At 66.9% G+C, this 16,475-nt stretch carries 16 protein-coding genes; 3 read left to right on the top strand and 13 right to left on the bottom strand.

The genetic code is table 11. From position 1 onward, the window contains the following. Entirely contained in the window at positions 1–354 is a 354-nt protein-coding gene (locus QGN17_RS00145; RefSeq protein WP_281042495.1) for a hypothetical protein, read from the bottom strand. Positions 355–464: 110 nt separating this feature from the next. On the opposite strand from QGN17_RS00145, the gene QGN17_RS00140 reads away from it, so the two are divergent. Further along, complete coding sequence (locus QGN17_RS00140) at positions 465–1,868, top strand: carboxylesterase/lipase family protein (RefSeq protein ID WP_281042494.1); 1,404 nt, start codon at positions 465–467, stop codon at positions 1,866–1,868. A 4-nt stretch (positions 1,869–1,872) separates the two neighbouring features. Here the strand turns inward: QGN17_RS00140 and QGN17_RS00135 are convergent, their stop codons facing one another. After that, positions 1,873–2,958, bottom strand: coding sequence for a mechanosensitive ion channel family protein (locus QGN17_RS00135; RefSeq protein WP_281042493.1), 1,086 nt, complete (start codon positions 2,956–2,958; stop codon positions 1,873–1,875). A 177-nt stretch (positions 2,959–3,135) separates the two neighbouring features. On the opposite strand from QGN17_RS00135, the gene QGN17_RS00130 reads away from it, so the two are divergent. Together QGN17_RS00130 and QGN17_RS00125 are read left to right on the top strand one after the other, a co-directional pair. Further along, on the top strand, positions 3,136–4,185 hold the full coding sequence (locus QGN17_RS00130) for an aldo/keto reductase (RefSeq protein ID WP_281042492.1): 1,050 nt from the start codon (positions 3,136–3,138) through the stop codon (positions 4,183–4,185). Positions 4,186–4,227: 42 nt separating this feature from the next. Next, entirely contained in the window at positions 4,228–4,800 is a 573-nt protein-coding gene (locus QGN17_RS00125; RefSeq protein ID WP_281042491.1) for a ClpP family protease, read from the top strand. Here QGN17_RS00125 and QGN17_RS00120 read toward each other — a convergent pair. The 11 genes from QGN17_RS00120 to QGN17_RS00070 all read right to left on the bottom strand — a co-directional run bounded on the left by QGN17_RS00120 (position 4,797) and on the right by QGN17_RS00070 (position 16,426). Next, entirely contained in the window at positions 4,797–5,156 is a 360-nt protein-coding gene (locus QGN17_RS00120; protein WP_281042490.1) for a GFA family protein, read from the bottom strand. The genes QGN17_RS00125 and QGN17_RS00120 overlap by 4 nt on opposite strands. 19 nt (positions 5,157–5,175) lie before the next feature. Continuing rightward, positions 5,176–6,489 (bottom strand): aminotransferase class III-fold pyridoxal phosphate-dependent enzyme, encoded by a 1,314-nt coding sequence (locus QGN17_RS00115; RefSeq protein ID WP_281042489.1) that lies wholly within the window; start codon positions 6,487–6,489, stop codon positions 5,176–5,178. A gap of 2 nt (positions 6,490–6,491) precedes the next feature. After that, positions 6,492–7,847 (bottom strand): glutamine synthetase family protein, encoded by a 1,356-nt coding sequence (locus tag QGN17_RS00110; RefSeq protein WP_281042488.1) that lies wholly within the window; start codon positions 7,845–7,847, stop codon positions 6,492–6,494. A gap of 120 nt (positions 7,848–7,967) precedes the next feature. After that, positions 7,968–9,383 carry an aminotransferase gene (locus QGN17_RS00105; protein WP_281042487.1) on the bottom strand — a complete coding sequence of 472 codons (1,416 nt, stop codon included), beginning with the start codon at positions 9,381–9,383 and terminating at the stop codon, positions 7,968–7,970. Then, complete coding sequence (locus tag QGN17_RS00100; protein ID WP_281042486.1) at positions 9,380–10,141, bottom strand: gamma-glutamyl-gamma-aminobutyrate hydrolase family protein; 762 nt, start codon at positions 10,139–10,141, stop codon at positions 9,380–9,382. Before QGN17_RS00100 ends, QGN17_RS00105 begins: the two co-directional genes overlap by 4 nt. Further along, entirely contained in the window at positions 10,138–11,253 is a 1,116-nt protein-coding gene (locus QGN17_RS00095) for an ABC transporter ATP-binding protein (RefSeq protein WP_281042485.1), read from the bottom strand. Before QGN17_RS00095 ends, QGN17_RS00100 begins: the two co-directional genes overlap by 4 nt. Before the next feature lies 1 nt (position 11,254). Beyond that, on the bottom strand, positions 11,255–12,094 hold the full coding sequence (locus QGN17_RS00090; RefSeq protein ID WP_281042484.1) for an ABC transporter permease: 840 nt from the start codon (positions 12,092–12,094) through the stop codon (positions 11,255–11,257). Further along, positions 12,091–12,960 (bottom strand): ABC transporter permease, encoded by an 870-nt coding sequence (locus QGN17_RS00085; protein WP_281042483.1) that lies wholly within the window; start codon positions 12,958–12,960, stop codon positions 12,091–12,093. Before QGN17_RS00085 ends, QGN17_RS00090 begins: the two co-directional genes overlap by 4 nt. Beyond that, positions 12,953–14,326, bottom strand: coding sequence for a glutamine synthetase family protein (locus QGN17_RS00080; RefSeq protein WP_281042482.1), 1,374 nt, complete (start codon positions 14,324–14,326; stop codon positions 12,953–12,955). Before QGN17_RS00080 ends, QGN17_RS00085 begins: the two co-directional genes overlap by 8 nt. Then, on the bottom strand, positions 14,323–15,804 hold the full coding sequence (locus QGN17_RS00075) for an aldehyde dehydrogenase (RefSeq protein ID WP_281042481.1): 1,482 nt from the start codon (positions 15,802–15,804) through the stop codon (positions 14,323–14,325). The genes QGN17_RS00080 and QGN17_RS00075 overlap by 4 nt, the downstream gene beginning before the upstream one ends. Before the next feature lie 70 nt (positions 15,805–15,874). Beyond that, positions 15,875–16,426: a gamma carbonic anhydrase family protein gene (locus tag QGN17_RS00070; protein WP_281042480.1), complete on the bottom strand. Its 552-nt coding sequence runs from the start codon at positions 16,424–16,426 to the stop codon at positions 15,875–15,877. Positions 16,427–16,475 lie beyond the last annotated feature (49 nt).

Here is a 16,475-nt window from a genome sequence, read left to right as displayed (position 1 = left end):
TCAGCGGGGCCGGCCGTATCCGTAGCGGCTGTCCTCGAACGAAACGGTCGCGCTGGCATTGTCGCCGAGCGGGACGGCCGCGGTCCCATAGATGCCGCGCGTGCCATGCGTGCCGACCATCGCGCCGATCTCGCCGTGGATCTGGCGACCCGGCGCACCGCTGCCCAGCCCCGCGCGTGCCGCATCCACCTTTTCCTCGGTGTTGCCGGCGAGCAATTGGTTACGTTCGTCGTCGCTCAGCCGCAGCGTGGTGGAATTGGGCGCGGGCGCGGGAGCCGGCTCCGTCTGGGCCGACGCGCCGCCTGCGACCAGCGCGGTCAGCACCATGGCGGCAGAGCGTAATGCACGGGACATGCCGCCTTATAGCCCCGGCCCGGCACCCCATGCAACGAAGACGGCAATTCCCTCTTGCGGCCCATGGCTACGCTGTCATTCAATGGCGCCCAACAAGCAGGGAGAGGGACATGACGGGTTATACGCGCAAGGCGATGGCCTTCGCCTGGATGATCGGCGCAGCCACCATGGCGATCGCAGCGCCGCGTGCGACGATCGATACCGGCGCACTGCAGGGCACCGAGGCCGACGACGTGATCGCCTACAAGGGCATCCCCTTCGCGGCACCGCCGGTCGGCCCGCTGCGCTGGCGCGCGCCGCAGCCGGCCGCCGCCTGGTCCGGCGTGCGCGATGCCGGCGCCTACGGGCATGACTGTATGCAGAAGCCGTTTCCGAGCGACGCCGCCCCGCTCGGCACCGCACCCGCCGAGGATTGTCTCTACGCGAATGTCTGGCGGCCTGCTGGAGCCAAGGGCAAACTGCCGGTGATGGTGTGGATCTACGGCGGCGGCTTCGTCAACGGCGGCGCCTCGCCTCCCACCTATTCGGGTGCCGAGCTGGCGAAGAGCGGCATCGTCGTGGTCAGTTTCAACTACCGGCTCGGCCGCTTCGGCTTCTTCGCGCATCCCGGCCTCACGCGGGAGAATGGCGATGGCGGCCAGCTCGCTGATTATGCGTATATGGATCAGGTCGCCGCCTTGAAATGGGTGCAGCGCAATGTGGCGGCCTTCGGCGGCGATCCCGGCGCCGTCACCATCATCGGGGAAAGCGCGGGCGGCTTCTCGGTCCATGCGATGCTGACCTCGCCCGCCGCGAGGGGGCTGTTTGCACGCGCCGTGATCCAGTCGGGCGGCGGCCCTCATTCCGTAACGCGCGAGACGCTGGCGCAGGCGGAAGCGACCGGAACGGCCTTCGCCGCCAGCAAGGGCATCGCAGCGGACGATCCGCAGGCTGTAGCCAAGCTGCGCGCCCTCTCGCCGGACGACATCGTCAGCGGCCTGAACCTCGAGGCGATCTTCGCGCCGACACCCGGCCCGCGCACCTTCAGCTCGGCGATCGACCAGCCTCCCTTCCCGACCGACGCGATGGCGGCCTACACCGCGGGAGATTTCGCGCGCGTGCCGGTGATGATCGGCGCCACCAGCGACGACGCCGGCGGACCGGACGGCATGATGATCAAAGGCGCGACGCAATATGCCTCCGCCCTCTCGGGCGAAAGCGTGCCGGTCTATCACTACCGCTTCTCCTACGTGGCGGATTCGGTCCGCACGCCCGACACGAAGGGCGCCGCGCACGCTACCGACATCCCCTTCTTCTTCGACACGCAGGCGATCAAATATGGCGCCGCGACCACCGCGAAGGACAATGCGGCGGGAAAAGTGGCGAGCAGCTACCTCGTCAACTTTGTGAAGACCGGCGATCCCAACGGCCCCGGCCTGCCGCGCTGGGCGCCGTTCACCGATGCCAACCCCGCGATGCTCGATCTCGCGGCGGACGGCACCGCGAAGCCGGAAACCGTCGCTGTGCCGCATTGATCCATCAGCCCGGCGCGCGCTCGATCATCGTCAGCTCGCGCTGGCGGGGCAGCGCCTCGGGCATCTCGGCGGCGATATAGGCGGTCATCGCCTCGCGGACGTTGCAGCGCAGGTCGAATGCCTTGCCGGCGTCGGCCGCGCTGACGAGGCAACGCAGTTCGATGTGCCAGGGGAAGCTGTCGGTCACCTGCAGGCCGCAGACCCGCCCGTCCCACAGCGGATCGTTGGAGACGATCTCGGTCAGCTTGCGGCGCAGGCGCGGCACGTCGGCGGTGCGATCGACATGCAGAAAGGCGGTGCCCAGCAAATCCGAAGTACGGCGTGTCCAGTTCTGGAAATTCTCCTCCATGAACTTGGAGACGGGCACCACCAGTCGCCGGTCGTCCCAGATGCGCACCACCACGAAGGTGAGATTGATCTCCTCGATCTTGCCCCATTCGCCATCGACGATCACCACGTCGTCGATGCGGATCGGCTCGGTGAAGGCCATCTGGATGCCGCCGATGATGTTCTTGAGCGCGGGCTGGGCTGCGGCACCCAGAGCCAGCGCGGCAAGGCCCGCCGACGCCGCCAGCGTCACGCCCACCGTGCGCACCGCCGGGATCGACATCAGCATCAGGCAGATCGTCACCATCAGCACGACGAAGAAGCCGATGCGGTAGAGGATGCCCGCCCGCGTCCGCTTCCGCCGCGCGCGCAGATTGTCCGCCACCGAGATGTCGGCGCGATCCTGCACGATGTCGTTGCCGGCCGCGAGTAGAGCGATCAGCAGCCAGCCGATCAGCGCGGGTGCCAGCAGCCCGGCGAGGAAGTGCCACCACGCCTGCCCCTCCGGCCCCAATTGCATCGCCGGCTGCGCCACAACCAGCGCGATCGCCGCGAACAGCCAGCGCGACGGGCCGCGCAGGCGGGCGAGCAGGATGTCGTCGGTGCGCGTCCTGGTCCGCGCCGCCGCGCGTTTGGCGATGAAGACGAGGCCCAAATGGACAAGCCCCGCCACCACGATCGCCACCGCGGCGACGATCAGATAGCGGGTCCAGATCGCGGCATCCGTACCGAACAAGGTCGGCCAGCCGATGGGGTCGCGCACGGGCGCCTCCTTTATGTCGGGTGCTGCATGTGCGAACGGGGCGGCGGCGATCGGGTTCCCTCGTTCGACCCGCCGCGCAGGCCGATCGTTTCGGCGACGCGGCGCCTTGCGCGATGCCGCTTGCCCCCCATTTTCGTATCGCGCGGTTCTCGCGCGTCCCCAATTCCGGAGCATCCCATGCGCTACAATCGGCTAGGCCAGACCGGCCTGTTCGTCTCCGAACTGTGCCTCGGCACCATGACCTTCGGCGGCGGCAACGAAGGCATATGGAGCAATATCGGCGATCTGCAGGTCGACGAGGCGAGCGAGCTGCTCAAGGCGTCGGTGGACGCGGGCATCAACTTCATCGACACCGCCAACGTGTACGGGCAGGGCCGCTCCGAGACGATCACCGGCGAGGCGATCCGCAAGCTCGGCCTGAAGCGGGACGACTATGTGCTCGCCACCAAGTTCCTCGGCGAGACCGGCCCCGGCCCCAACGGACGCGGCGCCTCGCGCTTCCACATCATGCAGGCGGTGGAGGACAGCCTTGAGCGGCTCGGGCTCGATCATATCGATCTCTACCAGATCCACGGCTTCGATCCCGCGACGCCGATGGAAGAGACTCTGCGCGCGATGGACGAACTCGTCGGTGCCGGCATGGTCCGCTACATCGGCGTGTCCAACTGGGCGGCATGGCAGATCGCCAAGGCGCTCGGCATCTCCGAGCGGCTGGGCCTCACCCGCTTCGCCAGCCTGCAGGCCTATTACACCATCGCCGGCCGCGATCTGGAGCGCGAGATCGTGCCGATGCTGACGTCGGAGGATGTCGGCCTGATGGTGTGGAGTCCGCTCGCCGGCGGGCTGCTCTCGGGCAAATACAGCCGCGACGACGAGAAGAACGGGAACGGCCGCCGCGCGGCATTCGACTTCCCGCCGGTCGACAAGGATCGCGGCTATGCGGTGATCGACGCGATGCGCCCGATCGCCGAGGCGAAGGGCGTGACGGTCGCGCAGATCGCGCTCGCCTGGCTGCTCCACCAGCCGGCCGTCACCAGCGCGATCATCGGCGCCAAGCGCCGGGACCAGCTCGATGACAATATCGCCTCCACCAAGGTGACGCTGAGCGAGACCGAACTGAGGACGCTCGCCGAAGTCAGCGCGCTGCCGAGCGAATATCCCGGCTGGATGCTGGAGCGGCAGGGCGAGTTCCGGCGCAACCTGCTGGCGCAATCGCGGCGAAGCTGATTTTGCATGGAACGGCAGGGCCGCGACGCGGTTCTGCCGGCCATGACCGACAGCCAGACCCTTGCCGCCGAGCGCTTCCGCGCGCCGACCATCCTGCTCTCCGGCGGGGTGGACTACATGATGTATTCCAACTTCCGCCAGCAGCTCGACGCCGCACCGGCGGAGGGCCTGATCGTCGTCGAGCTGACCACGCTCGGCGGCGATCCGGAGGTCGCGCGGATGATGGGCGAGGATATCCGCTTCCATTCGGAGATGGAGCCGGCGCGGCGTTTCGTGTTTCTCGGCAAGGCGGCGATCTATTCGGCAGGCACCACCTTCATGAGCTTCTTCGCGCGCGAGAACCGTTATCTCACGCGTGGCACCCGGCTGATGATCCACGAGCGGCTACTGACCAAGACGCTGCAAATCTCCGGCCCGCTGACCACCTGCGTGGCGACGGTGAAGGCGACGCTGCACGAGATCGAGGCGTCGATCGCGATCCAGAACGAGGGCTTCGAGAACCTCGTGCGCGGATCGCAGGTGACGATGGACGACGTTCTGCAAAGGGCGCCGGAAAACTGGTATATCGAGGCCAACGAGGCGCTGGAACTCGGGCTGGTGCAGGCCGTGCTCTAGGCCGGATACACCCCGTCGAACTTCACCACCTTCGCGGTGAGGCCGTGCCCTTCATCCAGACAATGCCAGTGGATGCTGATCCCTTCCGGGTGCGAACGCGGGCGGTAGAAGCTCTTGATCCCGCACTGGGTGCAGAAGATGTGCCGCGCCCGGCCGGTGCCGAAGCGATAGGTCGCCGTATCCCGCTGTCCCTCGGTCAACCTGAACTTGCTGTCCGGCACGATCAGGTGGAGGTAGCCGGTCATGCGGCAGATGTCGCAATCGCAGTCCAGCACCTCGACCTCGGGGCCGTCGACATAGGCCTCGAAGCGGACCATGCCGCAATGGCAGCCGCCTTCCACTTTCATCGTCGTCATAAGCGACGCCCTAGCGGGTTCAGGTGGCGGTGACGATGGCCTTGCGCAGCTTGTCGGCGATCTCGCCGATGTCCGCCTCGCTGGCGATCAACGGCGGCGAGAGCGCGATCGTATCGGCGGTGGCGCGGACCAGCAGGCCGTCGTCGAAGCAGCGATGGAACACTGCCTTGCCACGCGCGCCGATCGCATCGGGCTTCGCCTTCAGCTCGACGCCCGCGACGAAGCCGATCGTGCGGATGTCCTGCACCACATCGAGATCACGGAGCGCATGGATCGCGTCCGCCCACGGCTCGGCCAGCGCCGCACCACGCTCGAACAGGTCCTCGTCGGCATAGACGCCCAAAGTCGCAAGGCCCGCGGCGGCAGCGAGCGGGTGGCCCGAATAGGTGTAACCGTGCGCCAGCTCGATCCCCGGAGCGGCATTATTCACGATGCCGTCGTGGATGAACTCGGCGCAGGCCACCGCGCCCATCGGCACCGCGCCGTTGGTGAGGCCCTTCGCCATCGTGATCATGTCGGGCGTCACCCCGAAAGCCTGCGCCGCGAAAGCCGCGCCGACGCGGCCGAAGCCGGTGATCACCTCGTCGAAGATCAGCAGGATGCCGTGCTTCCGCGTGATCGCGCGCAGCTTCTCCAGATAGCCCCTGGGCGGTGGCAGCACACCGGTGGAGCCCGACATCGGTTCGACGATCACCGCCGCGATCGTCTCGGCACCGTGGAGGTTGACCAGCGCCTCCAGCTCGTCGGCGAGGTGCGCGCCCCATTCGGGCTGGCCGCGCGTGAAGGACTGGTGCTCGGCATTGTAGGTGTGGGTCAGGTGGTCGACACCAGGCAGCGAAAGGAACTGCCGCCGGTTGCCGACGATGCCGCCGACCGACACGCCGCCGAAATTGACGCCGTGGTAGCCGCGCTGACGTCCGATCAGCCGGGTCCGCGTTCCCTGCCCGATCGACCGCTGGTAGGCGAGCGCGATCTTGAGCGCGGTATCGACCGATTCCGATCCGCTGTTGGTGAAGAAGATCCGGTCCAGCCCCTCGGGCGTGATCTCGGCCAGCTTTGTGGCGAGGCGGAAGACGCTCGGATGCGCCAGCTGGAAGGTGGGCGCGAAGTCCAGCTCTCCGGCCGCCTCGGCGATCGCCTGCGTGATCGGCTCGCGGCAATGGCCGGCATTGACGCACCAAAGGCCGCCGGTGGCGTCGAGCACCTGTCGCCCATCCGGAGTCCAATAGTGCATGCCCTTGGCGCGCGCGAACATCCGCGGCTCGGCCTTGTAGCCGCGATTGTCGGTGAACGGCATCCAGAAGGCGGAGAGGTCGTTTGGTATGCCGGTCATGTTCACACCTTCAGCAATAGATGATCCCGCTCCCACGAGCTGATCACGCCCTCATAGGCGTTCAGCTCGTCGGACTTGATGCGGATGAAGGCGCGGACGAAATCCTCGCCGAGGATCTCGATCACCTCCTTGCACTGGGTGAAGCGGAACAAGGCCTCGTCCAGATTGCGCGGCAGAGTACGGGCGTGGCGATAGGCGTTGCCCTCCACCATCGCCTCCGGCTTGATGCCGTCGCGCACGCCGATGTAACCGCACACCAGGGAGGCCGCGATCGCCAGATAGGGGTTGGAATCGGCGCCCGGCACGCGATTCTCGATGCGGGTGTTGGGAATGTCGGTGATCGGCACGCGCAGGCCGCAGGAGCGGTTGTCATAGCCCCATTGCAGGTTGATCGGCGCCGAGTGATCGGGCCGCATCCGGCGGAAGCTGTTGACGTTGGGCGCGAACAAAGGCGCCACCTCGGGCAGCAGGGTCTGCAGGCCGCCGACGAAGTGGCGGAAGGTCTTGGTCAGCCCCTCCTTGCCCTTGCTGTCGCCGAACAGGTTCTTGCCCGTCTTGGCATCCACGACGGAGATGTGCTGGTGCATCGCCGAACCGGGCTGGTTCTCGTGCGGCTTGGCCATGAAGGTGGCATAGACGCCGTGCTTCAGCGCCACCTGCCGGACGATGCGCTTGAACAGGGTCACCTGGTCGCACAGGTGGATGGGATCGCCGTGGTTGAAGTTGATCTCGAGCTGGGCGGTGCCCGCCTCGTGGATCATCGTGTCGAGGTGGAGCGAGGCCACCTCGGCATAATCGTAGATGTCCTCGATCAGATCCTCATATTCGGTGACCGCTTCGAGGCCGTAGGGCTGCGGCGAGGTCTCCGCACGGCCCGAGCGGCCGGCGGGCGGCTCCAGCGGCAGATCCGGATCGGTGTTGATCTGGGTGAGGTAGAATTCGAGTTCGGGCGCGACGAAGACCTTCCAGCCCATCTCGTCGTAGAGCTCGAGCACCTTCTTGAGCACGTAACGCGGCGATGTCTCGTACGGCCCGGCACCCTTGTGGTGCGCGTCGGCGAACACGAACGCCGTGGGTGTCTTGAAGCCCGGTGCCACGCACAAAGTATCGACATCGGGATGCAGCGAGACATCGCGATCGGAGAAGGCCTCCTCGTCGCCCGGTTCCTCGGCATATTGGCCGGTGACGGTAACGGAGAAGATGCTGGACGGCATCCTGAGGCTGTCATTCTTGATCGAGGACACGAACTTCCCCGCCGGCCACACCTTGCCGCGGATGACGCCGTTCATGTCAGGCACGAGGCATTCCACCTCGCTGATGCCCTTGTCCCTGATCCACTCGGCGAAATCGTCAGCCATGGTCTTTTCCCGAAAGATCCGTTCGCACTGAGCGAAGTCGAAGTGCAGCCACCGTCGGCGCATGGCCTTCGACTGCGCTCAGGCCGAACGGACGTTGTGAGATAGGGCTGGAAGGAACGGTCACAGCCCCTCGCCCGCGCCTTCGAGCACGGGCATGTCCAGCGCCTTCAGCGTCTCGCTCGTCTCGTCCAGCGCCGCCGCGATGATCGACACCATGCGGTCGATCTCCTCATGCGTCATCACATAAGGCGGGCACATGACGAGGCTGTCGCGCACCGCGCGCACCATCAGGCCGCGCCGGATGCAGGCATCGCGGACGATCGGGCCGGCCAGCCCCTCCTTCCCACCGAAGCGGCGGTTGGTGCCCTTCTTCGCCACGATCTCGACCGCGCCGATGAAGCCCAGCGAGCGCGCCTCGCCGACCAGCGGATGCTCGGCGAGCTTGGCCAGCGCCTTGGCGAAATACGGCCCGATATCGTCGCGGACGCGATCCACCAGCCTCTCGCGTTCGAGGATCTCGACGTTGCGCAGCGCTACGGCGGCGGCGACCGGGTGGCCCGAATAGGTGTAGCCGTGGACGAAATCGTCATCGACCGATCGCAGCGTCTCGACGATCTGGGACGAGACGGCGGTGGCGGAGATCGGCAGGTAGCCCGACGACAAGCCCTTCGCCATGCTGACGATATCCGGCGTGATCCCGAAATGCTGGAAGCCGAACCATTCGCCCAGCCGCCCGAAGCCGCAGATCACCTCGTCCGACACCAGCAGGATGCCATATTTGCGGCACAGCGCCTCGACGCCCTTCCAGTAACCGTCCGGTGGGATGATGACGCCGCCCGCGCCCTGCACCGGCTCGCCGATGAACGCCGCGACCTTCTCCGGGCCGACGGCGAGGATGCGATCCTCGATATCCTTGACGGCGCGGGCGCAGAAGTCGGCCGGGTCCTCTTCGAAGCCGTCACCGAAGACATAAGGCTGCATGACATGCTCGACACCGGGGATCGGCAGGTCGCCCTGCACGTGCATGTAGCTCATGCCGCCGAGGCTCGCGCCCGCCACGGTCGATCCGTGATAGGCGTTGCGGCGGCTGATGAAGACCTTGCGCTCCGGCTCGCCCCTGATGCCCCAGTAGGTGCGGACCAGCCGGAACACCGTGTCGTTCGATTCCGAGCCGGACGAGTTGAAGAAGATGTGCTGCAGCTCGCCACCCAGCAGCCCGGCCAGCTTGGTCGCCAGCTCGATCGGCGGTGGCGTCGCGGTGCGAAAGAAGGTGTTGTAGAAGGGCAGTTCGAGCATCTGCTCGCGCGCCACCTCGGCCAGCTCGGCGCGGCCGTAGCCGACATCCACGCACCACAGGCCCGCCATGCCGTCGAGGATCGCATTGCCGTCGCCGTCGAAGATGGTCGATCCCTCGGCGTGGACGATGATGCGGCTGCCCCCGATGTCGCGCTGGAGCTTGTAGCTCGACTGCGCGGGCAGGTGGTGCGCCACGTCGAGGCGCTTGAGTTCGGCGATGTCGTGATTGCGGCGGGTCATGGGACCTTCTCCGGTGAAGTGGCCGGTTCGCCCCGCAAGGCCCGGCCGAAAATCTGGAAGACACCCTGCGATGCGGCATCCCTGTCGGTCTGCCATTCGGGATGCCACTGGACGGCGAGGATAGGCGCACCGTTAGGGCTGGCCGAGACGGCCTCGATCACCCCGTCAGGCGCCTCGGCCTCGATCGACAGGCCATCGCCCAGCCGGCCGACGCCCTGATAATGCACCGAGTTCACCTGCAGCCGCTCGCGCCCGAAGGCGCTGGCGAGGATGCCGCCGGGGGTGAGGATCACGTCATGCTCGTGCCCGAACATCTCGGCGAGCGGCACGCCATCCGGCGCGTGATGCTTGAGCGAGCGCCCCTCGTCCCCGAGATCGCGCGCCAGCGTACCGCCGAACGCGACGTTCAGCTCCTGAAAGCCCCGGCAGATGCCGAGCACCGGCCGCGCGCGATCGATCATCGCCGCGATCAGCCGCGCCGTCATCTCGTCGCGCCCGGGATCGAACGGGCCGTTCCCCTCGCTCGCATCCCCATAGCGCGCAGGCGCCACGTTGGAGGGGCTGCCGGTCAGCAACAATCCGTCGAGACGCCCCGCCACCGCCTTGGCGTCGATCAGGTCGGGCCGCGCCGGGATCAGAACCGCGTCGACATCGGCGTTGCGGATCACCGCCTCCATATAGCGTTCGATGACGAGCTGCGCAGTCTCGTCGCCATAGGGACGCGTGTCCGCCGAGATGCCGATGAGCGGGCGGGTCATGACAGCAGCACCGCCGGCGACTGGGGCGACCAGCTCAGCCACACCGGCTGATCGTAATCGAAGCCGCGATCCTCGTAGCGCCGCACGTTGGAACGCAGCACCTTTACCACGCGGCCGCCCGTCGTCTCGATCTCGTAGACCGTCTCGCTGCCGAGATAGGAATAATGCTTCACCGTGCCGGCGAGGATGTTCGCCCCCTCAGGCGCGCCAGCGGGCGCAGGCGCGGGCACGCCCTCCTCGCGATGATGCAGTTCGATCTTTTCCGGCCGCAGCGCCGCCCACACCGTGCCGCCGGTCGCGCCGGTCACGCCGTGATCGACCCATACGCGCGCGCCCTCGGCCTCGATCAGCGCCTGGCTGCTCTCGTCCTGCACCAGCCGCCCCTCGAACAGGTTCACGCTGCCGATGAAGTCCGCGACGAAGCGGTTGGCGGGATATTCGTAGAGGTCGCTCGGCGTCGCCACCTGCTGCAGCACGCCCTTGTTCATCACGCCGCAACGCGTCGCCATCGCCAGTGCCTCGTCCTGATCGTGCGTGACCATGACAAAAGTGACGCCGACCTTGTCCTGAATGATCGCGAGTTCGGAGCGCATCGCCTCCCGCAGCTTGGCATCGAGCGCGGAAAGCGGCTCGTCGAGCAGCAGCACGCGCGGCCGCTTCACCAGCGCGCGGGCGAGCGCGACGCGCTGGCGCTGGCCGCCGGACAACTGGTCCGGCTTGCGCTTCTCGAGGCCATCGAGCTTCACCAACCCGAGCGCATCGTGGACGCGGGTGCGCCGTTCCTTCTCCGGCACGCCATCGATACGCAGGCCGTAGCCGACATTCTGCTCCACCGTCATGTGCGGGAAGACGGCGTAGGACTGGAATACCATGTTCACCGGGCGCTTGTTAGGCGGCACGCCCTCCATGTCCTTGCCGTCGATCAGGATGCGGCCCTCGGTCGGCACCTCGAGCCCCGCCAACATGCGCAGCAAAGTCGTCTTGCCGCAGCCCGACGGGCCGAGCAGCGCGAAGAACTCGCCCTCCTCGATGGCGAGGTCCACGGTATCTACCGCGGCGAAATCGCCGAAACGCTTGCAGACGCCCTCGATCCGGATCAGCGGCTCGGCCAAATCACTGCCCCCCTTCCATCTTGCCCACGTCCTTGCCCTGCATCTTCAGGCCGATCGCGGTCAGCAGCACCGTCACCACGATCAGCAATGTGGACGCCGCATTCACCTCCGGCGTCACCGAGAAGCGCACCATCGAATAGACCTTCACCGGGAAGGTCACCGTGTCCGGCCCGGCGGTGAAGAAGGTGATGACGAAATCGTCGAGGCTGAGCGTGAAGGCGAGCAGCGCGCCCGCGATCAGCGCCGGCTTCATGTGCGGCACCAGCACGTCCATGAAGGCGCGCCATTCCGAGGCGCCGAGATCCTTCGCCGCCTCTTCCAGCTCGCGATTGAACGAGGCGAGGCGCGCGCGGACGATCACCGCGACGAACGGGAAACTGAAGCTGATGTGCGCGATGATGATCGCGCCGAGGCTGAACGGCCAGGGCAAATCGTCCGGCCACGGCATCACGCGCGAGAAGAACACCAGCATGGCCACGCCCATGCAGATTTCCGGCACCACGATCGGCAGCGCCAGCGCGCCCTCGAAGGCGGGCTTGAGCGGGAAGCGGAAGCGCCAGCAGGCCACCGCCACCATCGCGCCGAGGATCAGGCTGACGACGGTCGAGATCGCCGCAATGGTCAGCGAATTGCCGAAGGCGGTGAGCAGGTCGGTGTCGTTGAACACCGCGCCGTACCAGTCGAGCGTGAGGCCCTGCCAGACGATGTTGCGGCGGCTGTCGTTGAAGCTGAACGCGATCAGCGTGAACAGCGGCGCGTAGAGGAAGATCGCGACCAGCACGAGCCACAGGCGCAGCGGCCAGCGAGAAAGGTAGTCGAGGGGCGCGGCTTTCCTGCTCATTGCTCCAGCCCCTTCCGGCGCTTCGCCACGATCCCCTGCGCGGCGATCGCGAAGAAGGTGAGGTACATGAGGATGAAGGAGAGCGCGGAGCCGAACGGCCAGTCGTTGGCGCGCTTGAACTGGCGCTCGATGACGTTGGCGATCATCTGGCTGTCCGGCCCGCCGAGCAGATCGGGCGTCAGGTAGGAGCCGAGCGCCGGGATGAAGGTGATCAGCAGGCCCGAGAGGATACCCGGCAGCGCCAGCGGCACCACCACCTCGAAGATCGTGCGGATGTGGCCCGCGCCCAGATCGAGGCTCGCCTCCAGCAGCGACTTGTCCAGCCGGTCCAGCGCCGAATAGAGCGGCAGCACCAGGAACGGCAGGTTCACGTAGACCAGTCCGAACACCACCGCGAAATTGTTGTGGAGCAGCGGCCACGGCCCCAGCCCGACCCAGCCGAGCATGTCGTTGACGAAACCCTCCGTCCGCAGAACCGCCATCAGCGCGTAGGTGCGGACCAGCAGGTTGGTCCAGAAGGGCAGCATGATCAGCAGCAGCAGCCACACCTTCTGGCGATCCGACGCGAAGGTGATGGCGAGCGCCACCGGGAAGCCGACCACGAGGCAAAGGAAAGTGGTGAGCGCCGCATACCAGAGCGACTTCACGAATACCTGGATATAGACCGGGTCGGCGATCCTCGCGTAATTCGAGAAGGTGCCGTCGATCGAGATTTCGGTGAGATCGACGGTGTGGCCGAAGCTGTACGCCCAGATGATCGCCAGCGGCACGAGGAAGAAGAACAGCAGCCACAGAGCCGGCGCGGTAAACACCGCGGCGAAGGGGCCTTTCGCCCGTTTCCAGTTCTGCTCGTGCGCCTCAGGCATTTTGCAGATACCAGTCGTGATCGAGTGAGGTCACCACCGCGTTGAACCGCGCCTGCTCGGTGCGCTTCACGGTGGCGTAGAGATCGACGAAGGCGTCGCCCAGGTACTCGCGCATCACGCTCGACGCGGCGAAGCGGTCGATCGCCTTGAGCCAGTCGGTCGGCAGCGGATCGCCCGCCGCGACCGGGGCGGAATAGCCGTCGCCATGCGTCATCGCGCCAGGATCGAGGCTGTTGGTCAGACCATGATGCGCGCCTGCCAGCACCACCGCGAGCGCCAGATAGGGGTTGGCATCGGCCCCCGCGACGCGATGCTCCACCCGGCGAGATGCCGCTGATCCGGCCGGTATGCGCAGCGCCACGGTGCGGTTGTTGATGCCCCAGGTCGGCGACACCGGCGCGTAACTCCGCGCGACATAGCGGCGGAAGCTGTTGGCGTTGGGCGCCAGCACCGCCATCGCGTCCGCCATCGTTTGCGCCATGCCGCCGATCGCGTGGCGGAGCTGCTCCGTCCCTTCGGCCGCTTCCGATGCGAAGATGTTGGCACCCTTCGCGTCCAGCATCGACATGTGGATATGCATGCCGGAGCCGGCGATGTCGGCGAAGGGCTTGGCCATGAAGGTCGCCTCACAGCCGAGCGGACGCGCAACCCCCTTGGCCATGCGCTTGAACAGCACCGCGTCGTCGCCCGCCGCCAAGGCATCGGCCTTGTGATGGAGCGTCAGTTCCAGTTGCCCCGGCGAGGCTTCCGAGCTGGCGCCCTCGACCGGCACGCCCTGCGCATCGGCCGCCTTCCACAAGGCACGTAGGAAGTCGGCGGCGTCCTCCGTTTCGGGCAAACCGTGCGCCTCATTGGCGGCGGGCTTGCGGCGGGTGAAGGGCGAACTGCGCAGCGACACCCGGCCCCGCCGGCTCTCGACGAGGTAGAATTCCATCTCGCACGCCACCATCGGCGTCAGGCCGTCGGCGGCATAGCGATCCAGCACCCGCTGCAGCACCGCCCGCGGATCGAACGGCGTCACCTCTCCGCCGAGATCGTGGAGCGAGCACATCACCTGCGCCGCATCCTCGCCGATCCACGGCGCCGGGACGATGCCGCCGGGCACGGCGCGGGCGATGCGATCGGCGTCGCCCGTCTCCCACACCATGCCGGTATCCTCGCAATCGGCGCCGAGGATATCCACGGCCACGATCGATCCGGGGAGGAAGGCCGATCCCTCGTAGAGCTTCATCACCTCGGATCGGCGCAAGCGCTTGCCGCGCGGCACGCCAGTCAGCGAGGTGAAGAACATCTCGAAAAATTCGATGTCGGGGTGCGCGGCGAGGAAATCCCGCGCTTCCCGCGCCTCGGCCTGAAAACCGCTCATTGGGCACCCGTGAAGCTGATCGTGACCGCCTTGAGGTCGGCATATTTCTCCAGCGCGTGCATCGATCGATCGCGCCCGAAGCCGGACTGGCGGAAGCCGCCGAAGGGCATGGTGATGTCGCAGGCATCCCAGCCGTTGATCCAGACGAGGCCGGAGCGGATCCTGCGCGCGGCGCGATGGGCGAGATTCACGTCCGCCGTCCACACGCCCGCCGCAAGACCGTAGATGGTCGAGTTCGCCAGCTTGAAAGCCTCTTCCGGCGTATCGAAACCGATCGCGCCCAGCACCGGCCCGAAAACCTCTTCGGTCGCAAGTGCAGAGGAAGGATCAACCCCGTCGAAGATGGTCGGCGTGATGTAGAAACCGCCGCTCTCCTCGCGCACGCGGGTGCCCCCGATCAGCAGCTTCGCACCGTCCGCCTTGGCGCGCTCGATGCGGCGCAGGACGCCGTTCATCTGCTCCTCGCTCACCATCGCGCCGAAACGCGTCGAAGGATCGAGCGGGTCGCCCGGCACGATCGTCTTCGCCACCGCGACGACGCGCTCTAGGAACTCCGTCTTGATGCTGTTCTGCACCAGCAGCCGCGATCCGGCGGTACAGACCTCACCCTGATTGAAGAAGATCGCCCATGCCGCCGCCTCGGCCGCCGCCGCTATGTCGGGGCAGTCCGCAAAAACGATCTGCGGGGACTTGCCACCCAGCTCCAGCGAGACGCGCTTGAGGTTGCTCTCGCCGGCGTAGCGCATCAGCAGCCCGCCCACCGGGCCGGAGCCGGTGAACGCCAGCATGTCGACGTCCATGTGTCGCCCGAGCGCCTGCCCGGTCACCTCGCCGGTACCGGGAATGACGTTGAGCACACCCGCCGGCAGCCCCGCCTCCAGAGCCAGCTCGCCCAGCCGGATCGCGGTGAGCGGCGATTGCTCGGCGGGCTTGAGCACCACCGAATTGCCCATCGCCAGCGCCGGCGCGACCTTCCACGCTGCCATGTTGAGCGGGAAGTTCCACGGCACGATGCAGCCGATCACACCCAGCGGCTCGTGCTGCACCCAGGAGATACGCCCGGGATGATGCGGGCCGACCTCGCCGTACAGCTTGTCGAGCGCCTCGGCATAGTAACGGAAGGTCTTGGCCGAAGCCGGAATGTCGAAGGCGCGCGCGTCGGCGACGGGCTTGCCCATGTCGAGGCTTTCCAGCGTCGCCAACTCGTCGAGGTTCGCCTCGATGAGATCGGCAAGCCTGAACAGCACCGCCTTCTTGTCGTTGTAGGGCAGGTCGCGCCAGCGCCCATCCTCGAACGCGGCGCGCGCCGAGGCGACCGCGCGATCGACGTCGGCCGCATTGCACAGGGCGACACGGCCGATCACGCTGCCGTCGCGCGGCGTCACATTGTCGAAACCGTCGACGATCAAGGCGGGCACGCCATCGATGATCGCATCGCCGGGCATCCGCAGCCCTTCGATGATCGCCGATTCGGTCATGATTCCCCCGCTTGATCGCTCACTGTGATCACAGCGTAACGCAACTCTCGCGGGTCGCCAACCCGGATTGTCAGATCGGCATCAATCCATGCCGGTATTGCTGCGCGCGCTCCGCATAGCGGCGCGTGCCGGCGATCATGTCCGCTATCGCCGCATCGTCCAGCTCGCGGACGAACCTGGCGGGGCGCCCTGCCCACAATTCCCGCGCACCGACGATCTTGCCGCCGGTCAGCAGCGCGCCGGCGCCGAGCATTCCGTCGCCTTCCACCCGCGCGCCGTTGAGCATCGTCGCCCCCATGCCCACGAAGCCGCGATCGGCGACCACCCCGCCGTGGAGCATCACCATGTGGCCGACCAGCACATCGTCGCCGATGATCGTCGGAAAGCCCTTGTCGGCATGGATGACGCTGCCATCTTGAATGTTGCTGCGCGCGCCGATGCGGATCGCGTCCGCGTCGCCGCGCAGCACGCAGTTGAACCAGATGCTCGATCCCGGCCCGATCTCGACATCGCCGATCACCACCACGCCCGGCGCCAGGAACACATCATGGGCGATGCGCGGCACCAGATCGCCCAGCGCGAACACCTGCCCGCCGCCATATCCGCCCGAATCGGCCCGCATCCACGACTCCGTTGCACTGCCTCGCAATGCTATCGAACCCTGCTCGGAC

This window comes from Sphingomonas oryzagri, from assembly GCF_029906645.1.
GTDB lineage: Bacteria > Pseudomonadota > Alphaproteobacteria > Sphingomonadales > Sphingomonadaceae > Solisphingomonas > Solisphingomonas oryzagri.
Note: the sequence above shows the minus strand (reverse complement) of the source record. Positions and strands in the feature narration are given on the sequence as shown.